This is a genomic window from Deinococcus budaensis (genome assembly GCF_014201885.1).
In the GTDB taxonomy this organism is placed as follows: Bacteria; Deinococcota; Deinococci; order Deinococcales; family Deinococcaceae; genus Deinococcus; species Deinococcus budaensis.
Map to the genome: position 1 here is coordinate 209,994 of NZ_JACHFN010000004.1, position 26,171 is coordinate 236,164.

General features: G+C 71.6%; 23 protein-coding genes. 13 read left to right on the forward strand and 10 right to left on the reverse strand.

Annotated features, from left to right (window positions below):
* The first annotated feature begins 146 nt into the window (after positions 1-146).
* From HNQ09_RS07270 to HNQ09_RS07280, 3 genes are all read left to right on the forward strand, one after another.
* Positions 147-2,066 carry a glycoside hydrolase family 2 protein gene (locus tag HNQ09_RS07270; protein WP_184027329.1) on the forward strand — a complete coding sequence of 640 codons (1,920 nt, stop codon included), beginning with the start codon at positions 147-149 and terminating at the stop codon, positions 2,064-2,066.
* A gap of 119 nt (positions 2,067-2,185) precedes the next feature.
* Positions 2,186-3,031 carry a phytanoyl-CoA dioxygenase family protein gene (locus HNQ09_RS07275; protein ID WP_184027332.1) on the forward strand — a complete coding sequence of 282 codons (846 nt, stop codon included), beginning with the start codon at positions 2,186-2,188 and terminating at the stop codon, positions 3,029-3,031.
* A 1-nt stretch (position 3,032) separates the two neighbouring features.
* Positions 3,033-3,284: a hypothetical protein gene (locus tag HNQ09_RS07280; RefSeq protein ID WP_184027334.1), complete on the forward strand. Its 252-nt coding sequence runs from the start codon at positions 3,033-3,035 to the stop codon at positions 3,282-3,284.
* 71 nt (positions 3,285-3,355) lie between these two features.
* Here HNQ09_RS07280 and HNQ09_RS07285 read toward each other — a convergent pair whose 3' ends face one another.
* Both HNQ09_RS07285 and HNQ09_RS07290 read right to left on the reverse strand, forming a co-directional pair.
* Complete coding sequence (locus HNQ09_RS07285; RefSeq protein ID WP_343057652.1) at positions 3,356-4,111, reverse strand: class I SAM-dependent methyltransferase; 756 nt, start codon at positions 4,109-4,111, stop codon at positions 3,356-3,358.
* A 57-nt stretch (positions 4,112-4,168) separates the two neighbouring features.
* Complete coding sequence (locus HNQ09_RS07290) at positions 4,169-4,468, reverse strand: hypothetical protein (protein WP_184027336.1); 300 nt, start codon at positions 4,466-4,468, stop codon at positions 4,169-4,171.
* Between the two features lie 486 nt (positions 4,469-4,954).
* On the opposite strand from HNQ09_RS07290, the gene HNQ09_RS07295 reads away from it, so the two are divergent.
* Genes HNQ09_RS07295 through leuB form a run of 4 tightly spaced genes read left to right on the forward strand, consistent with a single transcriptional unit; the run spans position 4,955 to position 8,310 of the window.
* The gene (locus HNQ09_RS07295; protein ID WP_184027338.1) at positions 4,955-6,244 is read left to right on the forward strand and encodes a 3-isopropylmalate dehydratase large subunit; all 1,290 of its coding nucleotides are present in this window, start codon (positions 4,955-4,957) and stop codon (positions 6,242-6,244) included.
* Between the two features lie 13 nt (positions 6,245-6,257).
* Positions 6,258-6,671: a hypothetical protein gene (locus HNQ09_RS07300; protein WP_184027341.1), complete on the forward strand. Its 414-nt coding sequence runs from the start codon at positions 6,258-6,260 to the stop codon at positions 6,669-6,671.
* Positions 6,672-6,689: 18 nt separating this feature from the next.
* Positions 6,690-7,262, forward strand: coding sequence for a 3-isopropylmalate dehydratase small subunit (locus HNQ09_RS07305; RefSeq protein WP_184027344.1), 573 nt, complete (start codon positions 6,690-6,692; stop codon positions 7,260-7,262).
* Positions 7,255-8,310 (forward strand): 3-isopropylmalate dehydrogenase, encoded by a 1,056-nt coding sequence (gene leuB, locus HNQ09_RS07310; RefSeq protein ID WP_184027347.1) that lies wholly within the window; start codon positions 7,255-7,257, stop codon positions 8,308-8,310. The genes HNQ09_RS07305 and leuB overlap by 8 nt, the downstream gene beginning before the upstream one ends.
* A 214-nt stretch (positions 8,311-8,524) precedes the next feature.
* On the opposite strand, the gene HNQ09_RS07315 is transcribed toward leuB, so the two are convergent.
* The 6 genes from HNQ09_RS07315 to HNQ09_RS07335 all read right to left on the reverse strand — a co-directional run bounded on the left by HNQ09_RS07315 (position 8,525) and on the right by HNQ09_RS07335 (position 16,112).
* Positions 8,525-10,120, reverse strand: coding sequence for a sensor domain-containing diguanylate cyclase (locus HNQ09_RS07315; RefSeq protein WP_184027350.1), 1,596 nt, complete (start codon positions 10,118-10,120; stop codon positions 8,525-8,527).
* Positions 10,121-10,433: 313 nt separating this feature from the next.
* The gene (locus HNQ09_RS19120; protein WP_281378290.1) at positions 10,434-10,562 is read right to left on the reverse strand and encodes a hypothetical protein; all 129 of its coding nucleotides are present in this window, start codon (positions 10,560-10,562) and stop codon (positions 10,434-10,436) included.
* 154 nt (positions 10,563-10,716) lie between these two features.
* Positions 10,717-12,315, reverse strand: coding sequence for a catalase (locus HNQ09_RS07320; protein WP_184027353.1), 1,599 nt, complete (start codon positions 12,313-12,315; stop codon positions 10,717-10,719).
* 167 nt (positions 12,316-12,482) lie between these two features.
* Positions 12,483-13,991, reverse strand: a complete 1,509-nt coding sequence (gene hutH, locus HNQ09_RS07325) for a histidine ammonia-lyase (protein ID WP_184027356.1) — start codon at positions 13,989-13,991, stop codon at positions 12,483-12,485.
* Positions 13,988-15,208, reverse strand: a complete 1,221-nt coding sequence (hutI, locus tag HNQ09_RS07330) for an imidazolonepropionase (protein ID WP_184027359.1) — start codon at positions 15,206-15,208, stop codon at positions 13,988-13,990. Before hutI ends, hutH begins: the two co-directional genes overlap by 4 nt.
* Positions 15,195-16,112, reverse strand: a complete 918-nt coding sequence (locus HNQ09_RS07335) for an arginase family protein (protein WP_184027362.1) — start codon at positions 16,110-16,112, stop codon at positions 15,195-15,197. Before HNQ09_RS07335 ends, hutI begins: the two co-directional genes overlap by 14 nt.
* A gap of 29 nt (positions 16,113-16,141) precedes the next feature.
* Here HNQ09_RS07335 and HNQ09_RS07340 point away from each other — a divergent pair, with 29 nt between their 5' ends.
* Positions 16,142-16,702 carry a Uma2 family endonuclease gene (locus HNQ09_RS07340; protein WP_184027365.1) on the forward strand — a complete coding sequence of 187 codons (561 nt, stop codon included), beginning with the start codon at positions 16,142-16,144 and terminating at the stop codon, positions 16,700-16,702.
* A gap of 2 nt (positions 16,703-16,704) precedes the next feature.
* Here HNQ09_RS07340 and hutU read toward each other — a convergent pair whose 3' ends face one another.
* Positions 16,705-18,396 carry a urocanate hydratase gene (gene hutU, locus HNQ09_RS07345; RefSeq protein WP_184027367.1) on the reverse strand — a complete coding sequence of 564 codons (1,692 nt, stop codon included), beginning with the start codon at positions 18,394-18,396 and terminating at the stop codon, positions 16,705-16,707.
* 117 nt (positions 18,397-18,513) lie between these two features.
* On the opposite strand from hutU, the gene HNQ09_RS07350 reads away from it, so the two are divergent.
* The 4 genes from HNQ09_RS07350 to HNQ09_RS07365 all read left to right on the forward strand — a co-directional run bounded on the left by HNQ09_RS07350 (position 18,514) and on the right by HNQ09_RS07365 (position 23,861).
* A complete protein-coding gene (locus HNQ09_RS07350) occupies positions 18,514-19,299 on the forward strand; it encodes an IclR family transcriptional regulator (protein ID WP_184027370.1) in 786 nt (261 codons plus the stop codon).
* A 106-nt stretch (positions 19,300-19,405) separates the two neighbouring features.
* Entirely contained in the window at positions 19,406-21,529 is a 2,124-nt protein-coding gene (locus HNQ09_RS07355; protein WP_184027503.1) for a heavy metal translocating P-type ATPase, read from the forward strand.
* A gap of 106 nt (positions 21,530-21,635) precedes the next feature.
* Positions 21,636-22,304 carry a DUF6766 family protein gene (locus tag HNQ09_RS07360; RefSeq protein ID WP_184027373.1) on the forward strand — a complete coding sequence of 223 codons (669 nt, stop codon included), beginning with the start codon at positions 21,636-21,638 and terminating at the stop codon, positions 22,302-22,304.
* A gap of 93 nt (positions 22,305-22,397) precedes the next feature.
* A complete protein-coding gene (locus HNQ09_RS07365) occupies positions 22,398-23,861 on the forward strand; it encodes a S8 family peptidase (RefSeq protein WP_184027376.1) in 1,464 nt (487 codons plus the stop codon).
* Between the two features lie 102 nt (positions 23,862-23,963).
* On the opposite strand, the gene HNQ09_RS07370 is transcribed toward HNQ09_RS07365, so the two are convergent.
* Complete coding sequence (locus HNQ09_RS07370; RefSeq protein WP_184027379.1) at positions 23,964-24,974, reverse strand: SDR family oxidoreductase; 1,011 nt, start codon at positions 24,972-24,974, stop codon at positions 23,964-23,966.
* Between the two features lie 266 nt (positions 24,975-25,240).
* Between HNQ09_RS07370 and HNQ09_RS07375 the strand changes: the two genes are divergently transcribed.
* Positions 25,241-26,110 carry a manganese catalase family protein gene (locus tag HNQ09_RS07375; RefSeq protein WP_184027382.1) on the forward strand — a complete coding sequence of 290 codons (870 nt, stop codon included), beginning with the start codon at positions 25,241-25,243 and terminating at the stop codon, positions 26,108-26,110.
* The last annotated feature ends 61 nt before the right edge of the window (positions 26,111-26,171 follow it).

The following is a 26,171-nucleotide window of genomic DNA, read 5'->3' on the forward strand; positions in this document are numbered from 1 at the left end:
ATGGGCACCAGACGAAGGGGGCACCCCCGGGCCTCTCTGCTCTCCCGCTTGATCGCGCCCCCGGCAGGCCGCACACTGAGCCACCGCCCTCTTTGCCGCCGCCCCCCCAGGTGGCCGCCACCCCTTTGTTGCCCTCAGGAGCGCGCATGACTGACCCCTTCTCCAGCGTCCCGCCCACCGGCTCCGCCGACCCCGCGCCGCATCCGCGCCCGCAACTCACCCGCGAGCGCTGGGAAGACCTGGGCGGCGTCTGGCAGTTCGCCCACGACGACGAGGACCGGGGCCTGGGGGAGCGCTGGTTCGAGCGCGGCGAGGCCTTTGACCAGCAGATCGTGGTGCCGTTTCCCCCCGAGAGCCGGGCCAGCGGGCTGCGGGCCAGCGGCTACCACCCGGTCGTGTGGTATTCGCGCACGGTGAGGGTGGCCCCGGAGGACCGCGCGGGCCGCGTGCTGCTGCATTTCGGGGCGGTGGACTACCGGGCGCAGGTGTGGGTGAACGGGCGCCTGGTGGCCGAGCACGAAGGCGGGCACACGCCCTTTACGGCCGAGATCACGCCCGCGCTGGGGCCGGAGGACACGCAGCGAGTCGTGGTCCGCGCCCAGGACGACCCCCTGGACCTCGCGCAGCCGCGCGGCAAGCAGGACTGGGAGGAGGCCCCGCACGCGATCTGGTACCACCGCACGACCGGCATCTGGCAACCGGTGTGGCTGGAGGCCGTGCCGCCCACCCACATCGCGGGGCTGCGCTGGACGCCCGACGTGGAGCGCGGGCGGCTGGGCCTGCACGTCCGGCTGAACGAGCTGCCCCGGCAGGACCTGCGGGTGCGCGTGCGCCTGAGCCTGCGGGGCGAGCGGCTGGCGGACGACACCTACGCGCTGGGGGGCCGCGAGGTGGAGCGCCAGATCGAGTTGGGGGTGCAGCGCGTCCAGGCGCGGCGCAAGGAGCTGCTGTGGTCCCCCCGGCGCCCCAACCTGATCGACGCCCGCCTCACCCTGCTGGACGAGGACGGCGCGGTGGTGGACGAGGTGGGCAGCTACGTGGGCCTGCGCAGCGCCGGGGTCCGCGACGGCCGATTTCAGCTCAACGGCTCGCCCTACTACCTGCGGATGGTGCTGGCGCAGAACTACTGGCCCGAGTCGCACCTCGCCGCGCCCTCGGAAGGGGCACTGCGGCGCGAGGTCGAACTTGTCAAGGAACTCGGCTTCAACGGCATCCGCATCCACCAGAAGGTGGAAGACCCGCGCTTCCTGTACTGGTGCGACCGGCTGGGCCTGCTGGTGTGGGGCGAGATGGCGAACGCCTACGTCTTTACCCCGGAAGCGCAGCGCCGCCTGACCCGCGAGTGGCTGGACGTGCTGGAACGCGACCACAACCATCCCTGCGTGGTGACCTGGGTGCCCGTCAACGAGAGCTGGGGGGTGCCCAACCTGGAAGGGGACCCGGCGCAGCGGGCTTTCGTGCGCGGGCTGTACCACCTGACGCGGTCGCTGGACCCCAGCCGCCCGGTGATCGGCAACGACGGCTGGGAGATCGTGGAGGGAGACATCCTGGGCGTCCACGACTACGCCCTGGATGGGGCGACCCTGCGCGAGCGCTACGGCTCCGAAGAGGCGCTGGAACACACCCTGCGGGCGGTGCAGCCCGCGCGGCGCAACTTCTACCTCGCCGGGCACCACCGTCAGGGCGAACCCGTGATGCTGACCGAATTCGGCGGCCTGAGCCACGCGCCGGGCGAGTCCGAGCGCTGGTGGGGCTACGGCACCCTGCCCGACACGGACGCGCTGCTCTCGCGCTACGAGGAACTGCTCTCGGCCGTGCTCGACAGCCCCGTGATCGCGGGCTTCTGCTACACCCAGCTCACCGACACCGAGCAGGAGACCAACGGCCTGCTGCGCGAGGACCGCACCCACAAGCTCGACCCCGGGCGGGTGCGGGCGATCACCACCCGCGTTTCCCGCGCCGTGCAGCACGACGTGCTTCAGGAAATCCACGCCCTGGCCGACGAGCGGCGCCTGGAGCAGCTGCGGGGGGCCGCCGAGCAAGCCGCCGCCCCCGCCGAGGACTGAGCCTGCCTCCTCGCCTCCCCGGATTCACCCAGCGGTCAGCGCGAAGGCGCAGCATGGAACACACGCCAGCGTCTCTCCCGCCTCCCTCTCTCCGCCCATCCAGACAGGAAGGACCCACCATGACCACGACCCCTGAACCCCGGCCCACCCAGACCCCCTACGACGTGCCCGCCATCATGGCCGGGCTGTACGGCGACGGCATCATCGGCCTGAAAGGCGCTTTCCCGCGCGAGTGGGTCGCCCGGCTCGGGGAGGAACTCCCGGTCCTCTACCGCGAGGCGCTGGCCCGGCCCGGCGGCGCCGTCGGGCGCGGCACCAACCGCCACTACGTCGAGATCCACCCCGAGGACATCAGCGGCTTTCTGGACCTCGTGACCCACCCCTGGGTGCGGACGGTCTGCGAGAGCGTGCTGGGGCCGAACTACAAGATCGTCGAGATCGGCTTCGACGTGCCCAATCCTGGCGCGAAGGACCAGCCCTGGCACCGCGACTTCCGGGCCGGACCCGAGACGCTCATTGACCGCCGCCTGAACTCGCTGGCCTTCAACCTCACCACGGTGGACGTGGAGGAGGACATGGGGCCGTTCGAGATCGCGCCGGGCACCCAGTGGGACGATCCCAGCGAGTACGACCACGGCATGTTCCCGCCGGTCTCGCTGTTTCCGCGCTATCAGGCCCTGGCCCAGCGCAAGCTGCCGAAGATGGGCGACATCTCGGTGCGGTCGGCACTCACGATCCACCGGGGCACCGCCAACACCAGCCAGAAGCCCCGGCCCGTGCTGGTGCTCGGCGTGGACGCCCCGGGCGCCGGGCACGACGAGTTCCACGATCTGCACTTCACGCGCGGGTACTATGAGCGGCTGCCGCAGGAGGTCAAAGATCACCTGATCTGCCGGGTGGTCGATGAACTCGAACCCATCGTGCAGGGCCACACCATCGAGGGCCTGATGATGGGCGACGCCTGACGTGACCAGAGAGTTTAACAGCGTGGTGGCTCACTTCGGCGGGGCAGCCCTCCCCGGACGAATCGTGGCGCTCGAGGGCGGGCGGGGCCTGATGCGGGTGGCCCTGGACCCCGCGCCGGAAGGCCAGATGCCCGGCGAGGGGGACGAGGGCGTGCTGGAGATGCACGACGGCGCCCGCTTCCGGGTCATGGTGACCGAGCGGCTGGAGGGCAGCGCGAACGAGTTCCGCGTCAAGTTGCTGGGGCGGGGCTGAGGCGCATCTTTCTGTCCTGACCAATCCCCCGGGGTCGAACGGCGCAAGACACTGCTCAACCTGGGGGCTTTTCAGTCCCGGCGCGCGACGAACACCATCACCCGGCTCGCGGGTATGAGCGGTCCCCAGCGCCAGTCCCCGTACACCTGCTCGACGGTGAACCCGGCACCGACCAGGGATTGGGTCAGCTCGGCCTGGCTGCGGAAGCGCAGTTCGCTGTTCACCACCAGGTGCTCGCCCGTCTCCGTGAACAGGTTGTGACCGACGAAATGGACTCGGCCCTCCTCCACTTCGACCACCTCCAACCAGCATTCCAGCGGGCCGTCCGGCGAGTCGGTCCGCTCGAACGTCGCCTCGCGGGTCCACCCCTCCCACTCGCGGGCCTCCGGGTTGCGGCTCTCGAAAGCGAGGTGACCGCCGGGGCGCAGCGCCGCGTGGAGGTGGCGGAGGGTCGCGTTCCAGTCGGCCTCTTCCAGAAAGACCTGGGCGACGTTGCCGGTCATGATCGCCAAGTCTGCGTCCGGTGTTCCGAGCGCACTGGAATCCCCCTCGACCCATCGCACCCGCTCCGCGCCGGGTTGCTGCCACGCGTAGGCGAGCATGGCGGAGGCCGGGTCCACGCCCGTGACCTCGCGGCCCCCCACCTCCCAACCAACAGTCGCCAGCTCGCGGGTGAGCAGGCCGGTGCCGCAGCCCAGGTCGAGGATGCGGCGGGCGCCCAGTTCGGCGGCGAGATTCAGATAAAAGTCGGTGTCTGCCCCGCGCGGATTGTCGCGGTCGTACAGCACGACGAGGCGGGGGTCCACATAATGCAGATCAAGTTTCACTGGAGGCAGTCTAGGAGCGGGGACAGGTCCGGGCCAGCGCCGAATGGCTGAGTCCGGTCAGACGTAGATCGGCACCAGCAACCACGACGCCACGCCGCCGAGGAGCACCCCCAGCGCTCCACCGAGCACGGCGGCCCTTCCCCGGCTCTCCGGCCTGAGCCGCAGCGCGAGCAGCAGCAGAGCCGCCCCGACTCCGATCAGCCAGCCCGACACCGCCTGAAAACTTCCTGTCCTCTCCCCCACGGTGAAGTCAGGCAAGGCGGAGCCGACCAGCACGTGCAGCCCCAACGTCAGGAAAAAGACGGGAAAGGCCACGTTGAAGGCGAGCAGGAAACGGCGGTCACCGGCGCGGGTCATGGGTCTCCACCCACGCTACCCCACCCGCACGACCGGTGCGTTCCCACGGCGACGGGCGCACTGGGGCGGGACCCGGAGAAAAGGCACTTGCGCTCGCTGGACGGAAAGGTCCAGCGGGGGGCCTGCCAGGCCGGACCGCTGAGGGGCAGCCTGCGCACCCTGCCCCGCCGTTCGGGGGACGGCGCCGTATCTTTCGCGTCCAGGCCGGAAAGCGGGCGGCTGTTCCTGCGGCCCCCCTGGTTCCGGCTGGGGCAGAGCCTCTGGCTTGAGCAGACAGGCTTTCTTCTCCCGCGCCCATGCCCGGGTAGGCTGAGCCGCATGTTCACCGCCACCACGGCCAGCGGGAGCGCCCCCGAGGTGCTTCTTCTTCGATGGGGGCGATGAGCGCGGCTTCCCAGCGTTCACCTCTTGCCCCCCGCAGCCACGGCCGCCCGGGGGGTTTTTTCTTTCGTAGAGCTACAGACAGCGCAGGAGGGTTTTCGACACATGGGCATGACGATGGCACAGAAGATTCTGGCGGCGCACAGCGGGCACGCGGCGGTGGTCCCGGGGCAACTGATCGAGTGCGCGACCGACCTCGTGCTGTGCCACGAGATCACCACCCCGGCGGCCCTGCGGATGCTGGAAGAACGCGGCATGAACCGGGTGTTCGACCCTTCAAAAATCGTGGCGATTCCCGACCACTCGGTCCCCGCCATGAACATCAAGGCCGCCAAGATGTACCAGAAGCTCAAGTCCTGGGTGCAGGAGCAGGGCATCCGCCACTTCTACGACGTGGGGCGCGGCGGCATCGCCCACGTGGTGCTGGAGAACAGTGGCCTGCTGCGGCCCGGGCAGACGCTGGTCAGCGGCGACTCGCACACCTGCAACGGGGGCGCGCTGGGGGCCTTTGCCACGGGCGTGGGCAGCACCGACCTCGCCGGGGCGATCTATGCGGGCCGGGTGTGGTTCAAGGTGCCGGAAACCATGCTGATCCGGGTGACCGGAGAGATGCAGCCCGGCGTGACGCCCAAAGACCTCGTGCTGGAGGTCATCAAACGCATCGGGGCGGACGGCGCGAACTACCTGGCGATGGAGTGGGCCGGGGACACCATTGACCGCATGGACATGGAGGGCCGCTTCACCCTGACGAACATGGCGATCGAGGCGGGCGGCAAGACCGGCCTGATCGCGGTGGACGACACGACGCGGGCCTACCTCGCCGCGCGGGGGGTCACGCCAGAGCAGTACACCGAATACACCTCCGACCCCGACGCGCCGTACAAGGTCGTGATCGAGCTGGACGCTTCACAGGTCGAGCCGACGGTCGCCTACCCACACATCCCCAGCAACGGGCGGGTGGCGGGCACGGACCGCATCCCGGTCACGCACGCCTACGTGGGCAGCTGCACCAACGGGCGCATCAGCGACCTGCGCGAGGTGGCCCACATCCTGCGCGGGCGCCGGGTCGCGGACGGCGTGCAGATGATCGTGGTCCCCGCCACCCAGGCGATCTGGAAGCAGGCCGCGCAAGAAGGACTGCTGGAGGTCTTCGTGGAGGCGGGCGCCAGCGTCAGCTACCCGAGCTGCGGCGCCTGCCTGGGCATGCACTCGGGCGTGCTGGGACCGGACGACGTGTGCATCTCCAGCTCCAACCGCAATTTCGTGGGCCGCATGGGCGACCCCTCGGCGCAGATCTACCTGGCCTCGCCCGCGACGGTGGCGGCGAGCGCGGTGGCGGGCGTGATCTCGGACCCGCGCGAGTACGCTGCGGGCGGGCCGGGCGCGGCGGATTGAAGCGGGAGCGAAAATGAGCTGTGCCCCCTTCCCCCGTGACGACCCCCAGCGCGGTGAACCCGCAGTGAGCGCCCTGTTCGGTGTCGGCCTGCTGGTCAACCTCGTGTGGCTGGCCTTCGGACTGCGGCAGGTGCGGCCCGCTGAGCGTCCGGCGATGTGGGGCACGGCGGCGGGGCTGCTGATCGTGGCCGCGCTGCTGGCCCTCTACACCGTGCGCGAAATGCCGCTGGCGGCTCACCTCACCTTTCCGGTCAGCCTGATCCTGTGGCCCGCCGGGCTGACCCTCTGCCTGATCGCTGGCCTGGTGTTCCTGCTGCGGAGCGACTGGGCGCGGGGTTGGCCGCTGCTGGGGCTGCCCGTGTCGGGCCTCCTCGCCGTGCTGATCCTGGCCCCGCTGCGGACGGCGGCGGGCCTGCCTCCCTTCTGAACCCTTCAAGGAGCCTCCATGCCCCGAGTCCACGTCTTTGGCCGCGACCATATCAACACCGACGAGATCATTCCCGCGCGGCACCTCACCAGCGACGTGGAGAGTGAGCTGGCCCCCTACGCGATGGAGGACTACGACCCCAGCTTCGTGCGGCGGGTGCAGCCGGGCGACCTCGTGGTGGCGGGGGCCGACTTCGGGTGCGGCTCCAGCCGCGAACACGCGGTCTGGGCGCTGCGCGGGGCGGGCGTGGGGGCCGTGATCGCGCCCAACTTCGCCCGCATCTTCTACCGCAACGCGATCAACAACGGCTTTCTGGCGCTGGAATGCGCGGGCATCGTGGACGCCTTCGAGGACGGCGACGAGGCCGATCTCGACCTCGCGGGCGGCACCGTTACCAACCGCCGCAGCGGCCAGCAGCTCACCTTCGTGCCGGTGCCGCAGTTCGCGCTGGACGTGCAGCGGGCGGGCGGCTGGCTGGAATACATGCGCGAGCAGGACGCGGTGGCCGCCGGAACCCTGAACACCCCCAGCACCGAGGCCGGACACGGCCACCCCGGTAGCCCCACCCCCCAGGAGGACCCCCATGCCTAAGATCGTCACGTTGCCCGGAGACGGGATCGGCCCCGAGGTCACCGCCGCCGCCGTGGAGGTGCTGCGCGAGGTCGCGCCCGACCTGACCATCGAGGAACACCTGATCGGGGGGGCCGCCATCGAGCAGACGGGCGAACCCTTCCCCGCCGCCACCCGGGGGGCCGTGCGGGAAGCCGACGCCGTGCTGCTGGGCACGGTGGGCGGCCCGCAGGACTCGCCCTGGAACCGCCTGCCGCGCCCGCAGCGGCCCGAGTCCGGCCTGCTCGCGCTGCGCCGATTGATGGGCTGCTACGCCAACCTGCGTCCGGTGCGGGTCCTGCCGGGGCTGGAGCACCTCTCGCCGCTGAGGCCCGAGCTGGCGCGCGGGGTGGACATCCTGATCGTGCGCGAGCTGCTGGGCGGCATCTACTTCGACGGCGACCGGCGGCTGGACGGCGACTCGGCCCACAACACCATGCGCTACACCCGGGCCGAGGTCGAGCGGGTGGCGCGGGTGGCGTTCTGGGCGGCGGCGCAGCGGCGGGGCCGGGTGACCAGCGTGGACAAGGCCAACGTGCTGGAGGTCTCCGAACTGTGGCGCAGCGCTGTGCAGGACGTGCACGACCGCAAGTACCGCGACCTGCACCTGAACCACGAATACGTGGACAGCGTGGCGATGCTGTTGGTGTCCAACCCCGGCCGCTACGACGTGGTTCTGACCGAGAACCTGTTCGGGGACATCCTCTCGGACCTCGCGGCGGTGATTCCGGGCAGCCTGGGCCTGATGCCCTCGGCCAGCCTGGGGGACGGGGCGGGGCTGTTCGAGCCGATCCACGGTTCGGCGCCCGACATCGCCGGGCAGGGGGTGGCGAATCCCGCCGCCGCCATTCTCAGCGCGGCCATGCTGCTGCGCCACGGGCTGAACCGCCCCGCGCTCGCCAACCAGATCGACGGCGCCGTCGCCCAGGCGCTGCGGGCCGGGCCGACCGCCGACCTGGGGGGCCGCGCGGGGACCCAGGCCTTTACCGACCGCGTGCTGGAAGGCCTCCAGGTCACCAGCGGCGCCTGAGGACGGGGGCGCAGGGGGCGGGCCGCCCCTTCGCCTGCGCCCCTGCCCCGGAAGAGCGGGGGATTTCGGCTCCCTTGCACCAGGGGCCGCCTGGAACCAGCGGGAAGTTCTGTCTGTCCCAGCGCGGCGGGAGGTGACCCTGACCGCGCTGGGCAATCTTGCGTTGGTGGTCCGGGAGGCCTCTCTGTGGACCGTGGTTCGGGACCGGCCGGCGTCAGTGGACCGGGGTGGCCATGGGGGCGGCGCCGGGCTGCGGGGTCTGCCGCCCGGCGCGGCGGCGCTTGTGGACATACATGCGCTGGTCGGCCAGATGCAGCAGCGCCTTGCCGGAGGACGCGTCGTGGGGCCACAGGGCCACGCCCACGCTCGCGCCGCTCAGGTCGAATCCGGCGCCGCGCACCGCCGCTACCGCCTGATCGACCGGTTCCAGCGCCTGATCCTCGACCAGCAGGCGGTCTTGCTCGCCGTCGCTGTCCAGCAGCACGGCGAACTCGTCGCCGCCCAGGCGGTAGGTCTGTCCCCTGGGGGTGACGCCCGCCAGCAGGGTCTGCCCGAACATCCGCAGCAGGGTGTCGCCCTGGGTGTGGCCCTGGGTGTCGTTGACCCCCTTGAAGCCGTCCAGATCCAGCACCGTGAGGGCAAAGGGCGCGGACCCCGCGATGCGTGCGGCCAGGGCCTGCTCGAAAGCGCGGCGGTTGTGGACGCCCGTGACCGGGTCGTGAAAGGCGTCGCGCTGCACGCTGTCGAGGTGCGCGCGGCGGTGCAGGCCGCCCGCCACGCTGCGGCCCGCCGCTTCCAGCAGCGCCCGGTCGGCGGCGTTCCACACCGCTGGGCGCGTCCGCACGGCGACGAGCACGTAGCGCAGGTCCGTCTCGGGGCCGCCGCCCAGGTCCGGGAAGGTGCCCAGCGGAATCCAGGCGGCGCCGCGCACGCCCCCCGCGACCAGGTCCGGGCGGGCGCTCGGCAGGGCCGGGTAATCGTCGACGAAGCGGACCTCGCCCTGTTCCAGCACGGCCCAGGTCGCCCCCCGTCCGCGCGGCATCGGGCGCGCGAGCAGCGGCGCCAGCTCCGGCGACAGGCCCGGCGCCTGCCACACGGGCGTGACCTGAAGGGCGTCCCCCTGAAGGATCCCCAGGCCCGCCCAGTCGAGGCCGCACAGCGGCACGACCTGCTCGGCGGCGTGGCGGGCCAGTTCGCCGGGCAGCAGGTCGAGGTCCAGCAGCGACGAGATCGCCAGCAGCGCTTCGGAACGGCGGGTCACGCGGCGCAGCTCGGCCAGCAACTGGTCGCGGGCCAGGGCTTCGCGCTCCAGCACGGCGGTCTGACGGCGCAGTTCGAGTTCGTCCACGGCCAGCGCGGCCAGGTTGCGCAGCGCCTCACGCTCGGTATCCGTGACCTCGGCGCGCGGGGCGGTGTCCAGCACGCACAGGGTGCCGATGTTGTGCCCGTCGGCGGTGGTCAGCGGCGCTCCGGCATAGAAGCGGAAGCCGCCCGGCGCCCCCACCAGCGGATTGTCCGAGAAGCGCGGGTCCAGCCGGGCGTCGGGCACGACCATCACGTCGGCCTGCAAGATGGCGTGCGCGCAAAACGACACCTGGCGGTCCAGGCGGGTCAGGTCCACGCCCACGCAGGCCTGGCTGAGGGTGCTGTCCTCGGCCACGAAATTGACCAGCGCGATAGGCACGCGGAACAGCTGCGCCGCCAGGGTCGCCAGGCGGGTAAAGGCCTCCTGAGGCAGCGAAGAGAGGTCGCTGTAGCGGGCCAGCGCCTCAAGTCGGCGCAACTCGTCGGCAGGGATCAGGGCGTTCATGCCCGCCGACTGTAGCTCGCCGCCTCTTGCAGGCGTCTGTCACGCGGGCTGGGGTCCGCTGCGCCGCCGCAACGGAAAATCAGTCGCGGGTCACGGGCAGCTCGGCCAGGTCGGCCGGGCCGGGTTCATCGTGCAGTGACAGAAAACCGAGCGCCACCAGCAGCGCCGTGACGAGGGCCATGACGAGCGTGAGTTCCATGCTTCCAGTCTGCGAGGGGCGGGCCGCCGGGTTCCAGCCGGGCCGCTTGGGAGAGTCCTGAGCGCAAAGAGAGCTGTTCTTTAGACGGACCTCAGCGGGGGGCGCTTGTCCCGGTCAGTCCCCCAGCCGATCGTCGGGGCGCAGCGCCGAGGCGGCCTCGCCCAGTTGCGCGCGGGTCAGACGCACCAGAATGCCCAGGCCCACCAGCATCGCCCCCACCACCATGCCCAGCAGCGTCGTCATGGCTCAGCGTGCCAGGGCACGAGTTTCAGCAGCGTTAAAGGCTGTGAGTTGTGGCCCCCCGGGCGAGACGCGCTCCATCTCCAGCCGGGGTCGGCGGCCGGACAACAGGTCCGGCCCCCCGGGAAAGGGACCGGACCTGCGGAGCATCAGAACCTCAGTAGGGCTGGGCTTCCCGGCTGCGCTCCTCGGCCTGCTGCACGGCGCCCTCTTCCTTGGCGGCGCGGCTGGCAGCGTGGGCGGCAAGGCCTTCGGCCACCCGGCGGCCGTAGTCGGGGTCGCACTGGGTGAACAGCTCGACCATGCGGGCCTGCACTTCCGGCGTGGCGGCCGAGATGTTCTCCACGAGGTTGCCTATCAGGTCGTCGCGTTCCCAGTCCTCGAAGGCGCGGTACTGCTCGCCCGCCTGCTGAAAGTCGTTGGTGCGCTCGATGGGCGCCCGCTGGAGGTGGCCCTCCACCCAGGGGGTGTACTCGGGCACGTCGCGCGGCGCTTCCGTCAGGCCGTTCATGGAGGACGGCTCGTAGTTGACGTGCGGGTTCTGGCCGGGCGCGGTGTCCACCCGGTAGGCCATCTGCCCGTCGCGCTGGTTGGTCGCCACCTGCCGCTTGGGCGCGTTGATGGGCAGCTGGAGGTAGTTGCTGCCCACCCGGTAGCGCTGCGTGTCCGAGTACGAGAAGGTGCGGCCCACCAGCATCTTGTCGTCACTGAAGTCCAGCCCGTCCACCAGGACGCCCGTGCCGAACGCCGCCTGCTCGACCTCCGCGAAGTAGTTCTCGGGGTTGCGGTTCAGGGTCATCTTGCCGACGGGCAGCCAGGGGAACTGCTCGCGCGGCCAGATCTTGGTGTCGTCCAGCGGATCGAAGTCGAGTTCGGGGTGCTCGTCGTCGGACATGATCTGCACCAGCAGCTCCCACTGCGGGAAGTCGCCGCGCTCGATGGCCTCGTAGAGGTCCTGGGTGGCGTGGTTGATGTTCTTCGCCTGAATCGCCTCGGCTTCCGGCTGGGTCAGGTTGCGGATGCCCTGCACGGGTTCCCAGTGGTACTTCACGAGCACGGCCTCGCCCCGGTCGTTCACCCACTTGTAGGTGTTCACGCCACTGCCCTGCATGTGGCGGTAGTTCGCCGGGATGCCGTGGGGCGAGAACAGCAGGGTGAGCATGTGCACCGCTTCGGGCGTGTTGCTCATGAAGTCGAAGATGCGTCCGCCGTCCTGGCGGTTGGTGACGGGGTCGGGCTTGAGGGAGTGGATCACGTCCGGGAACTTGATCGCGTCGCGGATGAAAAAGACCTTGAGGTTGTTCCCGACGAGGTCCCAGTTGCCGTCCTCGGTGTAGAACTTCACCGCGAAGCCGCGCGGGTCACGCATCGTCTCGGGCGAGTGGCTGGAGTGGATCACGGTGGAGAAGCGCACGAAGACCGGGGTCTGCTTGCCCGCCTCCTGAAAGAGCTTGGCGCGGGTGTACTTGCTCACCGGCTCGTCGCCCACCTTGCCGTACGCCTCGAAGACGCCGTGCGCCCCGGCGCCGCGGGCGTGGACCACCCGTTCGGGGATGCGCTCGCGGTCGAAGTGGCTGATCTTTTCCAGAAACTGGTAGTTCTCCAGGGTCGCGGGGCCGCGCGTGCCCACCGTGCGCTGCTGCTGGTTGTTGCGCACCGGATGGCCCTGGCGGGTCGTGAGGGTCTGGTCGGCCTGGCCCGGAGTCGTCCCCTGGACGGCGGTGTGGTGTTCGGGAAGCTGATCGTGGTCGCTCATGGGTCCTCCTGTGCCGGGAAGGGGGCGGCGCATCTGGAAGACAGGCCCGGCGCCCTCTCTCCCAGTCCGCCTCCCAGACTGCCACACCGCTCTGCTTTGTCCCGTGCCCGGTACCAATCTTCAGGGGGAATGAAGGCGGGGGCGGCACGGCAGGGCGGGGCTGCGGCCTACGCCTCCCGCGCGCAGTGCAGCAGCTCGCCGCTCGTCACCAGGGCACGCACCCTGAGCAGATCGGGCCGATAGTAGCGGTCCTGTCCCAGCGGGGCGACGTCCTGCCGGATGCGCTCATAAGCGGCCTGCACCCCGGCGCCCGCCCGCAGCGGCTGAAAGCTGAGGGCCTGCGCCGCGCACAGCAGCTCGATGCTCAGCACCGTCCGCGCGTGTTCCAGAATCTGCCGCAGCTGCCGCGCCCCGTGCGCGCCCATGGAGACGTGGTCTTCCTGGTTGGCGCTGGTCGGGATGGAGTCCACACTGGCGGGGTGGGCCAGCACCTTGTTCTCGCTGACCAGGGCGGCGGCGGTGTACTGGGCGATCATCAGGCCGGAGTTGAGGCCCCCCTCGGGCGTCAGGAAGCCCGGCAGGCCCGAGAGCGCCGGGTTGAGCAGCTGCTCGCAGCGCCGCTCACTGACCGAGGCGAGTTCGGCCACGGCGACCTTGAGGGCGTCGGCGGTCAGCGCGAGGGGCTGCCCGTGAAAGTTCGCGCCCGAGACGACCTGCTCCCCGTCCCCGGCTTCCGGAAAGATCAGCGGATTGTCGGTCACCGAGGCGAATTCCACGTCCAGCACCCGCGCGGCCTGCATCAGCGCGTCGAGGGTCGCCCCGTGGACCTGCGGCGCGGCCCGCAGGCTGTAGGCGTCCTGCACCCGGCCGCAGGTCGCGTGCGCGGGCGCGATCTCGGACCCCCGCAGGAACGCGCGCAGCTCGGCGGCGACCTCCAGCGCGCCGGGATGGGGCCGCAGCCGCACCACACCCTCACCGAAGGGGCGGTGCGAGCCGGACAGCGCCTCCACGGTCATCGCGGCGGCGAGGTTGGCGGTGTGCAGCAGGGTGCGGGCATCAACCAGCGCGAGCGCGAGCAGGCTGCCCATCAGCTGCGTGCCGTTGATCAGGGCGAGGCCTTCTTTGGCCTGAAGCCTCAGCGGCGCGAGGCCGAGGTCACGCAGCACCTCCCCGGCGGGCCGGACCTCGCCCGCGTGCTCGGTCTCGCCCAGGCCGATCAGGGCCAGCGCGAGGTGCGCCAGCGGCGCGAGGTCGCCCGAAGCCCCCACGCTGCCCTGGGCGGGGACGACCGGGTGCGCCCCGGCATTGAGCAGCGTGAGCAGGGCTTCGACCACCCCAGGCCGGACCCCCGAATGCCCGAGGGAGAGTGACTGCGCCCGCAGCAGCAGCATCCCGCGCACGACCTCGGCCGGAAGGGGATCGCCCACCCCGATCGCGTGGGACACGATCAGGTTGTGCTGAAGCTGGGCGAGCTGGTGGCGGCCTACCCGCACGCTGGCGAACTTGCCGAAGCCGGTGTTCACCCCGTACACCGCCGCCTCGCCGTCCACGATGCGTTCCACCACCGCCCGTGCCCGCCGAAGACGCTGCCGCGCCGCCTCCGAGAGCGTGACCGCCTCGCCCCCGCGCACGACCGCGACGAACTGTTCGAGACTGAGGGTTTGGTCCAGAATCACGGGGTCAGCTCCTTTCCGCCCACGAACACGTCCCGAACCGGGCGGGCGCCCAACGCGAAGGCGAGGTCGCGCCAGTCGGGCGAATGCAGGGCCAGGAAGTCGGCCCGCTGGCCGGGCGCGAGCGCCCCCCGGTCACGCAGCCCCAGCGCGGCGGCGGCGTTCACCGTGCCGGCGCTCAGGGCCTCGGCGGGGGTCAGGCCGTTCAGGCGCACGGCCAACGCGAGGACCAGCGGCGCGCTGAACACGGGCGAGCTGCCCGGGTTGAGGTCGCTGCCCACCGCCACACAGGCGCCCGCATCGACGAGCGCGCGGCCCGGCGCGGCAGGCAGGCCCAGGTGCAGGGTGACGCCGGGCAGCAGGATCGCCACCGTATCCGACGCGGCCAGCGCCGCGATCTGCGCCTCGCCGCTGGCCTCCAGATGGTCCACGCTGAGCGCCCCGAGGTCGCAGGCGAGGTCCACCCCGCCGAGGGCATGAAACTGGTCGGCGTGCAGCTTGGCGGTGAGGCCGTGAAACTTGGCAGCCTCGAGGATGGCCCGCGTTTCCACGACAGAAAAGGCTTCCTTTTCGCAGAACACGTCCACTGCTGTCGCCAGACCTGCGCGGGCCACCTCGGGGATCAAGTCCCCGCAGACGGCCTGGACGTACTCGCCGTGTCCTTCGGTCGGGGGAACGTGGATCAGCAGGGTAGGCATCAGCGTGAACTCCGCCGTCAGCTCGCGCACCGCCTCCAGCATTCGCACCTCCGCCCCGAAGTCGAGGCCATAGCCGCTCTTGACCTCGACCGTCGTCGCCCCGGACTCCCGGAGGGCTTGCAGGCGCGGGCGGGCCAGCGCCACCAGTTCCGCCTGCGAGGCTGCCGCCGTTGCCCGCACGGTGGAGCGGATGCCGCCGCCCCGCGCGAGCAGCTCTTCGTAGGAGACACCCGCGGCCCGCGCCTCGAAATCCCTCAGGCGGTCCCCGGCCCAGACCGCGTGGGTGTGGGGGTCCACCAGACCCGGCACAACGGCCACACCGCCGAGGCCGTGGGTGTGGGCGGCAGCGGGCGCGTCCCGCTCGGCGCCGACCCAGGCGACCACGCCGCCCCGCACCAGCAGCGCCGCGTCGGGAAGCACGGTCAGCTCACGCATCCCCGCCCCACGCTGGGGGCCGGGGGCCGGGGTCACCAGCTGGGCGATGCCGGTAAAGAGCGTCTCCGTAAGCTCAGCGCCGCGCATCGAACACCTCGCACAACGTTTCCATGATCAGCCGCGCGCCGATCAGCTCGCTGCGCCCCGAGGGGTCGAGATTCGGCGCGAGTTCCACGAGGTCGAGGCCCACCACTGTGTTGCGGCGGGCCGTCTCTGCCAGAAGGCGCAGCGCCTGGCCGTAGGTCAGGCCGTCCGGCTCCGGACTGCTCGTGCCCGGCAGCACGGCGGGGTCGAGGGCGTCGGCGTCCACGCTGAGGTAGACGTTTTTTCCGCTGGGCAACCGAGCCAGCGCTCCGGCAAGGTCGGCGGCCACGTCCTCCACCGGGATCAGGGTATGGCCCCGTGCCCGGGCCGCCGCCACCGCCTCGGGGTCGAAGCGCAGCCCACGCAGGCCCACGGTCGTGATGTGGACGAGGTTGGGCAGGGCCTCCACCGCGCGGCGAAAGGGGCTGGAGTTGGAATAGCGGGTGTCGTTGCGGGTGTCGGTAAAGTCGAGGTGCGCGTCGAGTTGCACGACGTGGAGGTCGGGCACGTCGTCGTAAGCCCGCAGCAGCGGGAACGTGACGGAGTGGTCGCCCCCCAGGAACACCGGCACGCGGCAGCGCCCCCGCACCTGCCGCGCCGCCCCCGTCGTGCGGTCGCGGGCGAGTTCGGGTTCGAGGGAAGGCAGGACCACGTCGCCCGCGTCGGTGAAGGTCACGCCCCCCAAGCGGGTCTCGCCGTCCAAGCCGGTGAAGGGGGGTACGTAGCGCAGGCTGGCTTCCCGCAGCGCACGGGGCGCGAAGCGGGCACCGGGACGGAAGCCCAGCGCGATGTCGAAGGGCACGCCCAGCACGCCCACGTCCGAGTGCCAGTCGCCGTCGGGCTGCACGAGCGGGGCACGGGCGAAGGAGGCGACGCCGCCGTAGGGAAGATGGGTGGGGACGGTCACGCAGCCTCCCGCCGGGCTAGCATGTCCCCATGACGGACGCCGCGTTTCAGGCCATGAGCCTGGAAGAGTACCTGCGCTCGGAGGAGACGCCTTACAAGCGCGAGTACGTGGCTGGGTTTGTCTACCCGCTGCACGCGCACGCGGGGGTAAGCGAACCGCACTCGCTGATCGTCATGAACATTGCCGGAACGCTCTTTCCCCACGCGAGGCGTCAGGGCTGCCGTCTGCACGCAGGAGAGATGCGCTTGCAGGTGAAAGACGCGCTGTTCTACCCCGACGTGATGCTGCTGTGCGGCGAACGTGGAGACGGGCGGTACTACGTGACCGATCCCTGCCTGCTTGTCGAGGTCCTGTCGCCCAGCACCGCCGCCAACGACCGGGTGGGCAAGTACGCGATGTACACGTCGCTGCCGACACTCCAGACCTACCTGATCGTGGAGGAGGCCGAGCGGCGGGTCTACGAGTACCAGCGGGATGAGGACGACTGGCAGTTGCGCGAGGTCGCCGGAACGGGCACGGTGGACATTCCCTGCCTGGGCCTGAGCCTCACGCTGGAGGACGTGTACGGCGGCGTGATCGACGCGCGGTAGGGTCATTCCCGGTCCCGCGTCCCCAGACTCGGCAGGTCCAGCCCCCGCTCCCGCGCCACGTCCAGCGCGAGGTCGTAGCCCGCGTCCGCGTGGCGGATGACGCCCAGGCCGGGGTCGTTGGTCAGGCAGCGGCTGAGGCGGGCCGCAGCTTCCGGCGTTCCGTCCGCCACCGCCACCAGCCCGGAATGTTGCGAGAAGCCCAGGCCCACGCCGCCGCCGTGATGAAAGCTCATCCACGCCGCACCCGAGGCGATCCCCACGCCAAAGTTCAGCAGCGGCCAGTCGGACACGGCGTCCGAGCCGTCTTTCATCGCCTCGGTTTCGCGGTAGGGGCTGGCGACTGACCCGGCGTCGAGGTGGTCGCGCCCGATTACGACCGGGGCCTTCAGGCGCCCGTCGGCCACCATCTCGTTGAACAGCAGGCCCGCACGGTCACGTTCGCGGTAGCCCAGCCAGCAGATGCGGGCGGGCAGGCCCTGAAAGGCGATCTGCCCCGCAGCGTAGGTCAGCCAGGCTTGCAGCCGCGCGTCTTCCGGGAACAGTTCCAGCAGGGCGCGGTCGGTCGCGCGGATGTCTTCGGGGTCCCCTGAGAGGGCCACCCAGCGGAAGGGGCCGCGCCCCTCGCAGAACGAATCGCGGATGAAGGCGGGCACGAAGCCGGGGTAGTCAAAGGCGTTCTCGACGCCCGCCTCCCGCGCGCGGTGGCGCAGGTTGTTGCCGTAGTCGAAGGCGACCGCCCCCCGGCGCTGGAGTTCCAGGATCGCGCGCACGTGGGCAGCCATCGCGTCGTAGGCCCGCTGGCGGTACTCCTCCGGGGCCTCCGCCCGCAGTCTGTCCCCGTCCTCGTCGGGGGCGAGCGGCGGAAGGTAGCCCCACATGGGATCGTGGGCGCTGGTCTGGTCGGTGACCAGGTCGGGCGTATAGCCGATCTCCACCAAGCGCGGCACGAGAAGGGCGGCGTTGCCCTGCACCCCGATGGAACGGGCCTCCCCGGCGGCCTTGTACGCTTCCGCCCGCGCGACGGCGTCCTCCAGCGAGTCGGCCACCTCGTCGAGGTAGCGGGTGTCCAGGCGCCGCCCGATGCGGTGGGGGTCGATCTCGATGGTGATGCTCACGCCCCCGGCCAGCTTGACGGCCAGCGGCTGCGCCCCGCCCATGCCGCCGAGGCCCGCCGTGACCGTGACCGTCCCCCTCAGCGAGCCGCCGAAATGCTTGGCCGCCGCGCCCGCAAAGGTCTCGTAGGTGCCTTGCAGGATGCCCTGGGTGCCAATGTAGATCCACGATCCGGCGGTCATCTGGCCGTACATGGTCAGGCCCGCGCGGTCGAGGTCGTCGAAGGTCTCCCAGGTCGCCCAGTGCGGCACCAGGTTGGAGTTGGCGAGCAGCACGCGCGGCGCCCACTCGTGCGTTCTGAGGACCGCGACCGGCTTGCCCGACTGGATCAGCAGCGTCTCGTCGTTTTCCAGGCGGTCGAGCGTTTCCACGATCTTGTGGAAGGCGGGCCAATTGCGCGCCGCCTTGCCGCGCCCGCCGTATACGATCAGCTCGGCGGGGTTTTCCGCGACCTCGGGGTCGAGGTTGTTCATCAGCATCCGTTTGGCGGCCTCCTGCATCCAGCCTTTGGCGGTGCGCTGCGGGCCGCGCGGGGCACGGATGACGGGGGCGTCGGTCAGACTGGGAAAGACTGGGGGCATGGGCACTCCTGAGGGGGAAAGAGGGTGGTGGATTGAGGTGCAGTCATCGTCCTCCCGCCCGGCAGAGGCCACAAGGCGACTTTCCGCATAGTCCGGAAAAGGGCGTAGGCTTCCCCCATGCCCCGGACCCTCGCCACCGTGGACAGCGCCGTGCGGCTGCTGGAGCTGTTCGACGCCGACCACACCGAATGGACGCTGGGCGCGCTGGCGCGGCGGCTGGCGCAACCCACCTCGACCGTTCACGAGCAGCTCGGCACCCTGACGGCCTCGGGGCTGCTGACGCGGGTGGGGCGGGGGCGCTACCGGCTGGGCTGGCGGCTGCTCAAGCTCTCCAGCGCCCTGTACGGCAGTGTCCCGTGGTACGCCGCCGCGCACGACGCGATGACGGCGCTCTCGCGCGGCACCCACCTGCTCGCCTTCGTGTGCGTGCTGGAGGGGCAGGCGGCGGACGCGCGGGTGCTGTGCATTGCCCGCTCGGTGCAGGGCCGCGACGGGCCGCCCGTCGTGGGGGAAACGCAGTTCGAGCTGCCCGTCCACGCCACCGCCAGCGGCAAACTGCTGCTCGCGCTGCGCGGGTGGGACCCCCCGGCGAATGCCCCGGCCTTTACGCCCCACACGCGGCGCGACCCGGCCGCCTGGGCCTCCGAGGCCGCCGCCATCCGCGCCGCCCGGCTGGCCGTCAGCCGCGACGAATGGGCCGTGGGCAGCAGCGGGCTGGCCGTACCGCTGCTGGGCGCCGGGGGCGAGGTACTGGCGGCGCTGGGGGTCAGCCTGCCCACCCCGCGCCTGCGCGAGCGCGACGCCCTGCTGCGGCGCCTGCACGACGCGGCGGCGGAGGCGGCCTGGACGCTGGGCCACCGCACGCCCCACGGACGGGGAGAGGGCCGGAGGGCTAACATCTGAGCATCTGCTCAGGTATCATGGGGGGGTGAGCGACCCGGCGGTCTCCCCTCCCCGTCTGTCCCTGCCTGAACTGCCTCTGCCCGAGCTGCGCTACCGGGTGGACGGCATGGACTGCGCCTCCTGCGTGCAGAAGGTCGAGCGGGCGGTCTCGCGCCTGCCCGGCACCGAGGGGGTGCAGTCCAACTTCGGCACCCAGACGCTGCGCCTGCGCCTGGACGAGACCCAGACGCCCCGCAGCGAGCTGGAGCGGCAGTTGCGGGCGCTGGGGTACGTGCCGCACCGGCTGCTGGCGCAGGCGGCGGCCCCCACGGCGGACGCGGAGGGAAAGACCCCACCCGCCTCGCGGCCTACCCCCTGGTACGCGACCGGGCAGGGCCGCCTGGTCGTGGGCAGCGGCGCGCTGCTGGCGGCGGCGTGGGCGCTGTCCTTCGCCTTTCCGGCGCTGGGAGCCTGGGGCTACGTCCTCGCCACCCTGGTCGGCGTGGGGCCGCTGGCCCGCCGCGCCCTGGCCTCGGCGCGGCTGGGCGAGCCTTTTTCCATCAACACGCTCGTCACGCTGGCCGCGCTGGGCGCGCTCCTGATCGGGGAGGCGGCGGAGGGGGCGGTGGTCGTCTTTTTCTTCGCGGTGGGCGAGCTGCTGGAAGGGGTCGCGGCTGGACGCGCCCGCGCGGGCGTGCAGGCCCTGATCAGCCTGACGCCCCGCACCGCGCTGCGGCTCTCGGGCGGTGAGGTGCGCGAGGTCCCTGCCGCGAGCCTGCGGGTGGGCGAGCGGGTGCAGGTGCGCCCCGGCGCCCGCGTGCCCGCCGACGGGGTGATTGAGGCCGGGGCCTCGGCGCTCGACGACAGCCCGGTGACCGGCGAGAGCGTGCCCGTCGAGAAGGGGGTGGGCGACCCCGTGTACGCGGGCAGCGTGAACGGCGGCGGGCTGCTGGCCCTGCGCGTGACGCGGGAGGCGAGCGACAACACCATCGCGCGCATCCTGCACCTGGTCGAGGAGGCCGAGGGGCACCGCGCTCCCACCGCCCGCCTGATCGACCGCTTCAGCCGGGTGTACACGCCGGGCGTGGTCGCCCTGAGCCTGGGGGTCGCCACCCTGCCGCCGCTGCTGGCCGGGGCCGAGTGGCAGCCCTGGCTGTACCGGGGCCTCAGCCTGCTGCTGATCGGCTGCCCCTGCGCGCTGGTGCTGTCGGTCCCCGCCGCCATCACCAGCGCGGTGGCGGCGGGCACCCGGCGCGGCCTGCTTGTCAAGGGGGGCGCCGCGCTGGAAGCCCTGGCCCGCGTGCGGACGGTCGCCTTCGACAAGACCGGGACCCTGACCGCCGGAAAGCCGCTGGTGACCGACGTGCAGCCGCTGGCCGGGCTGGAAGAAAGGGAAGCCCTGCGCCTCGCGGCCGCCGTCGAGGGTGCCAGCGATCACCCGCTGGCCCGCGCGATCCACGCGCACGCGCAGGGGCTGGGCCTGGCTGTGCCCCCCGCCGAGGACGCCCACGCCGAGCCGAGCCACGGTGTCCGCGCCCGGGTGGAAGGCCGCACGCTGCACGTGGTCTCGCCGCGCCGGGCCGCCGAACGGGGCTGGCTGACCCCACAGGCCGGGGCGCAGGCGCTGGCGCTGGAGTCCCAGGGCAAGACCGTGGTCGTGCTGGCCGAGGAGGACGGCGCAGCCGGGTCGGCGGCCCTGGCGCTGCTCGCCCTGCGTGACGAGGCGCGGCCCGGTGCGGCCGAGGCGGTCGCGCGGCTGCGCCGCCTGGGCCTGCGCCCGGTGATGTTGACCGGCGACAACGCGCGCACAGCCCAGGCCATCGCCGGGCCGCTGGGGCTGGAGGTGCAAGCGGGCCTGCTGCCGGAAGACAAGCTGAGGCTGGTGCGCGGGTACGGCGCGGCGGGCGGCGTGGCGATGGTCGGCGACGGCATCAACGACGCGCCTGCCCTGGCCGCCGCCGACGTGGGCATCGCGATGGGCGGCGGCACCGACGTGGCCCTGGAAACCGCCGACGCCGCGCTGCTGCACGGGCGGGTCACGGGCGTGGCCGAGCTGGTCGGGTTGTCGCGCGCCACGCTGCGGAACATCCGCCAGAACCTCGTGTTCGCGCTGGGCCTCAAGGCGGTCTTTCTGGTCACCACCCTGCTGGGCTACACCCATCTGTGGACCGCGATCCTGGCCGACACCGGGGCGACGGCCCTGGTCACCGCCAACGCCCTGCGGCTGCTGCGCTGGCGCGGGCCGCAGTAGACCGGGCGTCAGAGTGTAACCCCGAACACCCAAAGTTGGGTCAATGGCGCCTGAGCCGTCCCTTCGCGGCAGCGTGAGAGGGTGGGGACTGAGGAGGGTCCCAGTCATGCGCGCTTTTTTGCACCGCAACGGCCTGTCGGTCGTCACCCTGACCCTATTCGTGCTGTTCTGGGCTGCCCAGGCAGCGGTCGGGTTTGAGGTCCACAACGGCGATCTGGAAGAACACGGACGGCAGGCCCTGAGTCTGGGGGCCTACCTGCGCAGCGGGCATTTCTGGGAGGCGACCGGGGAGAACTGGGAGAGCGAATTTCTTCAGATGGCCGCCTTCGTGGTGCTGACGGCCCGGCTCTACCAGCGCGGCTCGGCGGAGTCCAACCCACTGCCGGAGGAACAGGACCAACCTGGAGGCGAGCAGGGGGCGCCGCCCACCCCGCCCGAGCAGCGGCCCTGGCCGGTACGGCGCGGCGGCTGGGTGCTGGGCTTGTACTCGCACTCGCTGTCGCTGACGCTGCTGGGCCTGTTTCTGCTGTCCTTCGTGATTCATCTGCTGGGTGGGGCGGCCGAGTACAACACCGAGCAGGCCCTGCACGGCGGCGAGGCGGTGTCGACGCTGGCTTTCCTGGGTAGCCCCGAGTTCTGGAGCCAGTCTTTTCAGAACTGGCAAAGCGAGTTTCTCTCGGTCGCGGCGATGGTCATCCTCTCGATATTTCTGCGCGAGCGCGGCTCGGCCGAGTCCAAGGACGTGGAGGCGCCCCACAGGCGCACCGGCGGGTAAAACGCCTTGCCTGATTGCCCCCTGACCGGAGGATGACCGCCGCCTTCATCTCGCCGTAACCCGGCGGCGGCTGCGAGGTGAGCAGACTGACGTATGAAAAAACATACAGGTCTGCTGCTGGTCGGCGCCCTGCTGGTCGGCTGCGGGGGTGGGGGCGCGCCTGATCCGGGAACACCGGGCCAACCGGGCACTCCGGGGCAACCGGGGGCCGTCTGCGCACCTGCCGGTCAGGGGCTGGCGCTGGGCAGTGGGGGGGTTGCGGCGGGTCCGGCCCTGGCCCCTGCGGCGCTGGACGCGCTGTGGCAGGCTCCCCACGTGGCCGGAGAGGTGCTGCTGCGGGGCGTTCCGGGCGGCGCGCTGGGCGCCCAGAACCTGGCCGCGCTCTCCGGCGTGCGGGTTCAGGCCGTGGAGGGCAGCGACCTGTTGCTGGCCGCGACCCCGGCGGGCGAGAGCGACGCGGCCTTTGCGCGGCGACTGGCGGCCGCGGGCCTGAGGCCGCAGCCCAATTTCCGCTATGAGGCGCTGGCGGCTCCCAACGATCCGGGGTTCCCAGGCGCCAACCGCCCCGGCGTACGGGTCGGCACCGTGGCCTACGACCAGGATTACCTCACGCGCATCGACGCGCTGGGGGGCTGGGACCGCCTCGACGCGCTGGGCAAGACCAAGTGCGGGGTCCTGACCGCCGTGCTCGACACTGGCGTGGACCGCGCTCATCCCGAACTCGCCGGACGGCTGCGTCAGGGCTTCGACTTCTGCGCGCGGCTGGAGGGCAGCACCTGCCGGGGCAGCGACAACGTGCCCGACGAGGTCACGGCGGGCGACGTGGGCCACGGGACCAGCTCGGCAGGACTCATCGCCGCCAACACCAACAACGGGCAGGGGATCGCGGGCCTGACCTGGGGCGGGACCATCCTGCCGGTCAAGGTCTTCGGCACCGACGGCACCACGACCGGGGCCACCAGCGCCAGCGTGGTCGCGGGCCTGAACTACGCCGCCGAGCAGGGCGCGCGGGTGATCAACATGAGCCTGGGCTTCCGGGGCGCGGCGGGCAAACCCGTGCAGCCGGACCCCGCGCTTCAGGCCGCCATCAAGGCGGCGGCGGGCGCGGACATCGTCCTGGTGGCGGCGGCGGGCAACACTCCCGGCGACGGGCTGTATTACCCGGCACTCGACCCCAACGTGATCGCAGTGGGCGCGGTCGGCAAGGACGACCGGCTGGCCTGCTACAGCGCCCGGCCCCTCTCCGGCCAGCGGGCGCTCGATCTGGTCGCGCCGGGCGGGCAGGCGGGGACTGGCACTTCAAACTGCCTGAGCAACAGCCCCGAGGACATCCTGACGCTGACCACGGCCGCGCGGGGCGGCTACACCCTGCGCGCAGGCACCAGCGAGTCGGCCCCGCTGGTGAGCGGCACGGCCTCGCTGCTGCGCGGCGCCTTCCCCAGGCTGAAGGCAGGCCAGATTCGCCAGGCGCTGAAGGACGGGGCGCGCAAGACGGGCGGCCTGAACTTCCTGAATGTGCGCGGGGCGGTCAATACGGCCAACGGCCTGACGCCCTGACGCCTCCCCTGGCACGTTGACCGCCGACACATTGGACAGGGGGAGGCCACGGCGCGGGCCTCCCCCCCCCCCCCTTCTGCTGGCCGGTGCCCTTCCCGAGCTTCAATCCCGCCGCGAGGCGCGCCACAGCGCCGCCGCCAGCCCCGCCCCCAGCAGCCCCACGCCGATCAGGCGCGAGCGGGAGGCGGCCTCGGTGTAGGCGCTGGTCGCCTGCACGTGGCCGGGGTAGTCGCCGCGCTCGGCCAGCTTGCCGGAAGGGTGGTAGAGGGCACTCGCCCCGGGCGGCAGCGGCGGCTTGCCGCTGTGGGTGCCGGGAATCACGGTGGCGGCCATCGCGCGTTCGGCGGCGCCGGGAGCCAGCATCCCGAAGGCGGCCATGCCCCGCCCCCCGCCGCCCACGAACAGCTCGCGGGTGGGCGCGGCGGCGGCCTGGAGGATCGCGCGGGCCACCGTCTCGGGCGCGTAGACGGGCGGGACGTGCTGGGGTTCGGTGTCCAGATAGTTCTGGGCGTTCAGCGGAAAGGGCGTGTCGATCGGCCCGGGCTTGATCAGCGTGACCGAGACCGGAGCGTCCTCGTGCTCCAGCTCCATCCGCAAGGTGTCGGTAAAAGCCTTGACCGCATGCTTGGAGGCCGCGTAGATCCCTTGCAGCGGAATCGCCTGCTCGGACACCACGCTGCCCACGTTGATCAGTGCGCCGCCCCTGGCCTTCAGGTGCCGCAGCGCCACCCGCGAGCCGTAAACCAGCCCCCAGAAGTTCACGTCGAAGAGGCGGCGCATGTCCTCCACCTTCAGGTCTTCCAGCTTCCCGTACATGCCCACGCCCGCATTGTTGACCCAGGTGTCGAGGCTGCCGTAGGTGTCCAGCGCCGCCTGCGCGATCCGCTCCACGTCCTCCTCGCGGCTCACGTCGGCGGTGACGGGGACGGCCTGGCCGCCCGCGTCCACGATCTGCGCCGTGAGCTGGCGCAGGGGGCCTTCGCTGCGGGCGGCCAGCACCAGCCGCGCGCCCTCCTTCGCGGCCAGCCGCGCCGTGCTCAGGCCGATGCCGCTCGACGCCCCGGTGATCACCATGACCTGATCGCGCAGGGGCCTCAACTTGATCTTCGTCATGGGTTCCAGTCTGCTCGGCGGCCGGGATGAGGCGGATTCCGGTTCGTTAAAGCCGGGGGTCACGTCCGGCGCCGTCGCCGGGGCGGCGGGTCCGCCCCCCAGATGAGCCGCCCGCGCGGGGGGGCTTCATGCCTTTGGAGGGTGGCCGTCAGATTGGGCAGGGGGCTGGCCCATCCAAAGCTCATGGCGGCGCCCAGGCCAGGTGTTGGAATGCCCTCCGGCAACAACCCCCCCCAGTGGGCAGCACCCCAAGCAGGAGGCCAGAGATGTTCTACTACGACGGCAAATTGCAGTATCCGGTGCGGGTCGAGACGCCCGATCCCCGCTTCGCGCGCATGCTCCAGCAGGCCATTGGCGGCGTGGAGGGCGAGATGCGGGTGTGCCTCCAGTACCTCTTTCAGGCGTTCGGCGCGCGCGGTCCCAAGAAATACCGCGACATGCTGCTGGCGACCGGCACCGAGGAGATCGCCCACATCGAGATGCTGGCGACCGCCGTCGCGCTGAACCTGGAAGGTGCGCCGGGCGGCATGCAGGAGGCGGCGGCCAGGGCCAACCCGCTCGTCGAGGCCGTGATGGGCGGCATGGACCCCCGGCAGTACCTCTCGGCGGGCATGGCGGCGCTGGCCTCGGACGCCAACGGCGTGCCCTTCAACGGCTCGCACGTGTACGCCAGCGGCAACCTCGCCGCCGACATGTATTCCAACGTGACGGCCGAGGCGACCGGCCGCGCGCTGGCCTGCCGCCTGTTCGAGCTGACCGACGACCCCGGCATGAAGGATATGCTGCGCTTCCTGATCGCGCGTGACACCATGCACCAGCAGCAGTGGCTGGCCGTGATCGAGGAACTGGGCGGGCACCCCGGCACCCTGCCCATCCCCAACTCCTTCCCGGTCGAGGAGGAGCTGCGCGAGGTGAGCTACGACTACGTGTTCACCGGCACCGAGGGTGTGCCGCCCCCCCAGGGCCGCTGGACCCAGGGACCCTCCCTGGACGGCCTGGGCGAGTTCCGCCTCGTCGCCGCGCAGCCGATGGGCCAGGAGCCGGCGCTGGCGCCCCCGCTGCCGCAGGCCTACGCCGAGGCCCAGCAGATGATGGGCGCGGCGGGAGGCGGCACGGGCGCGGGTTCGGACGACTGAGCCAGAGCTGGACCGGGAAGCGGCGAACGGGAGATGGTAATTCGCCCGCCGCTTCTCCTTC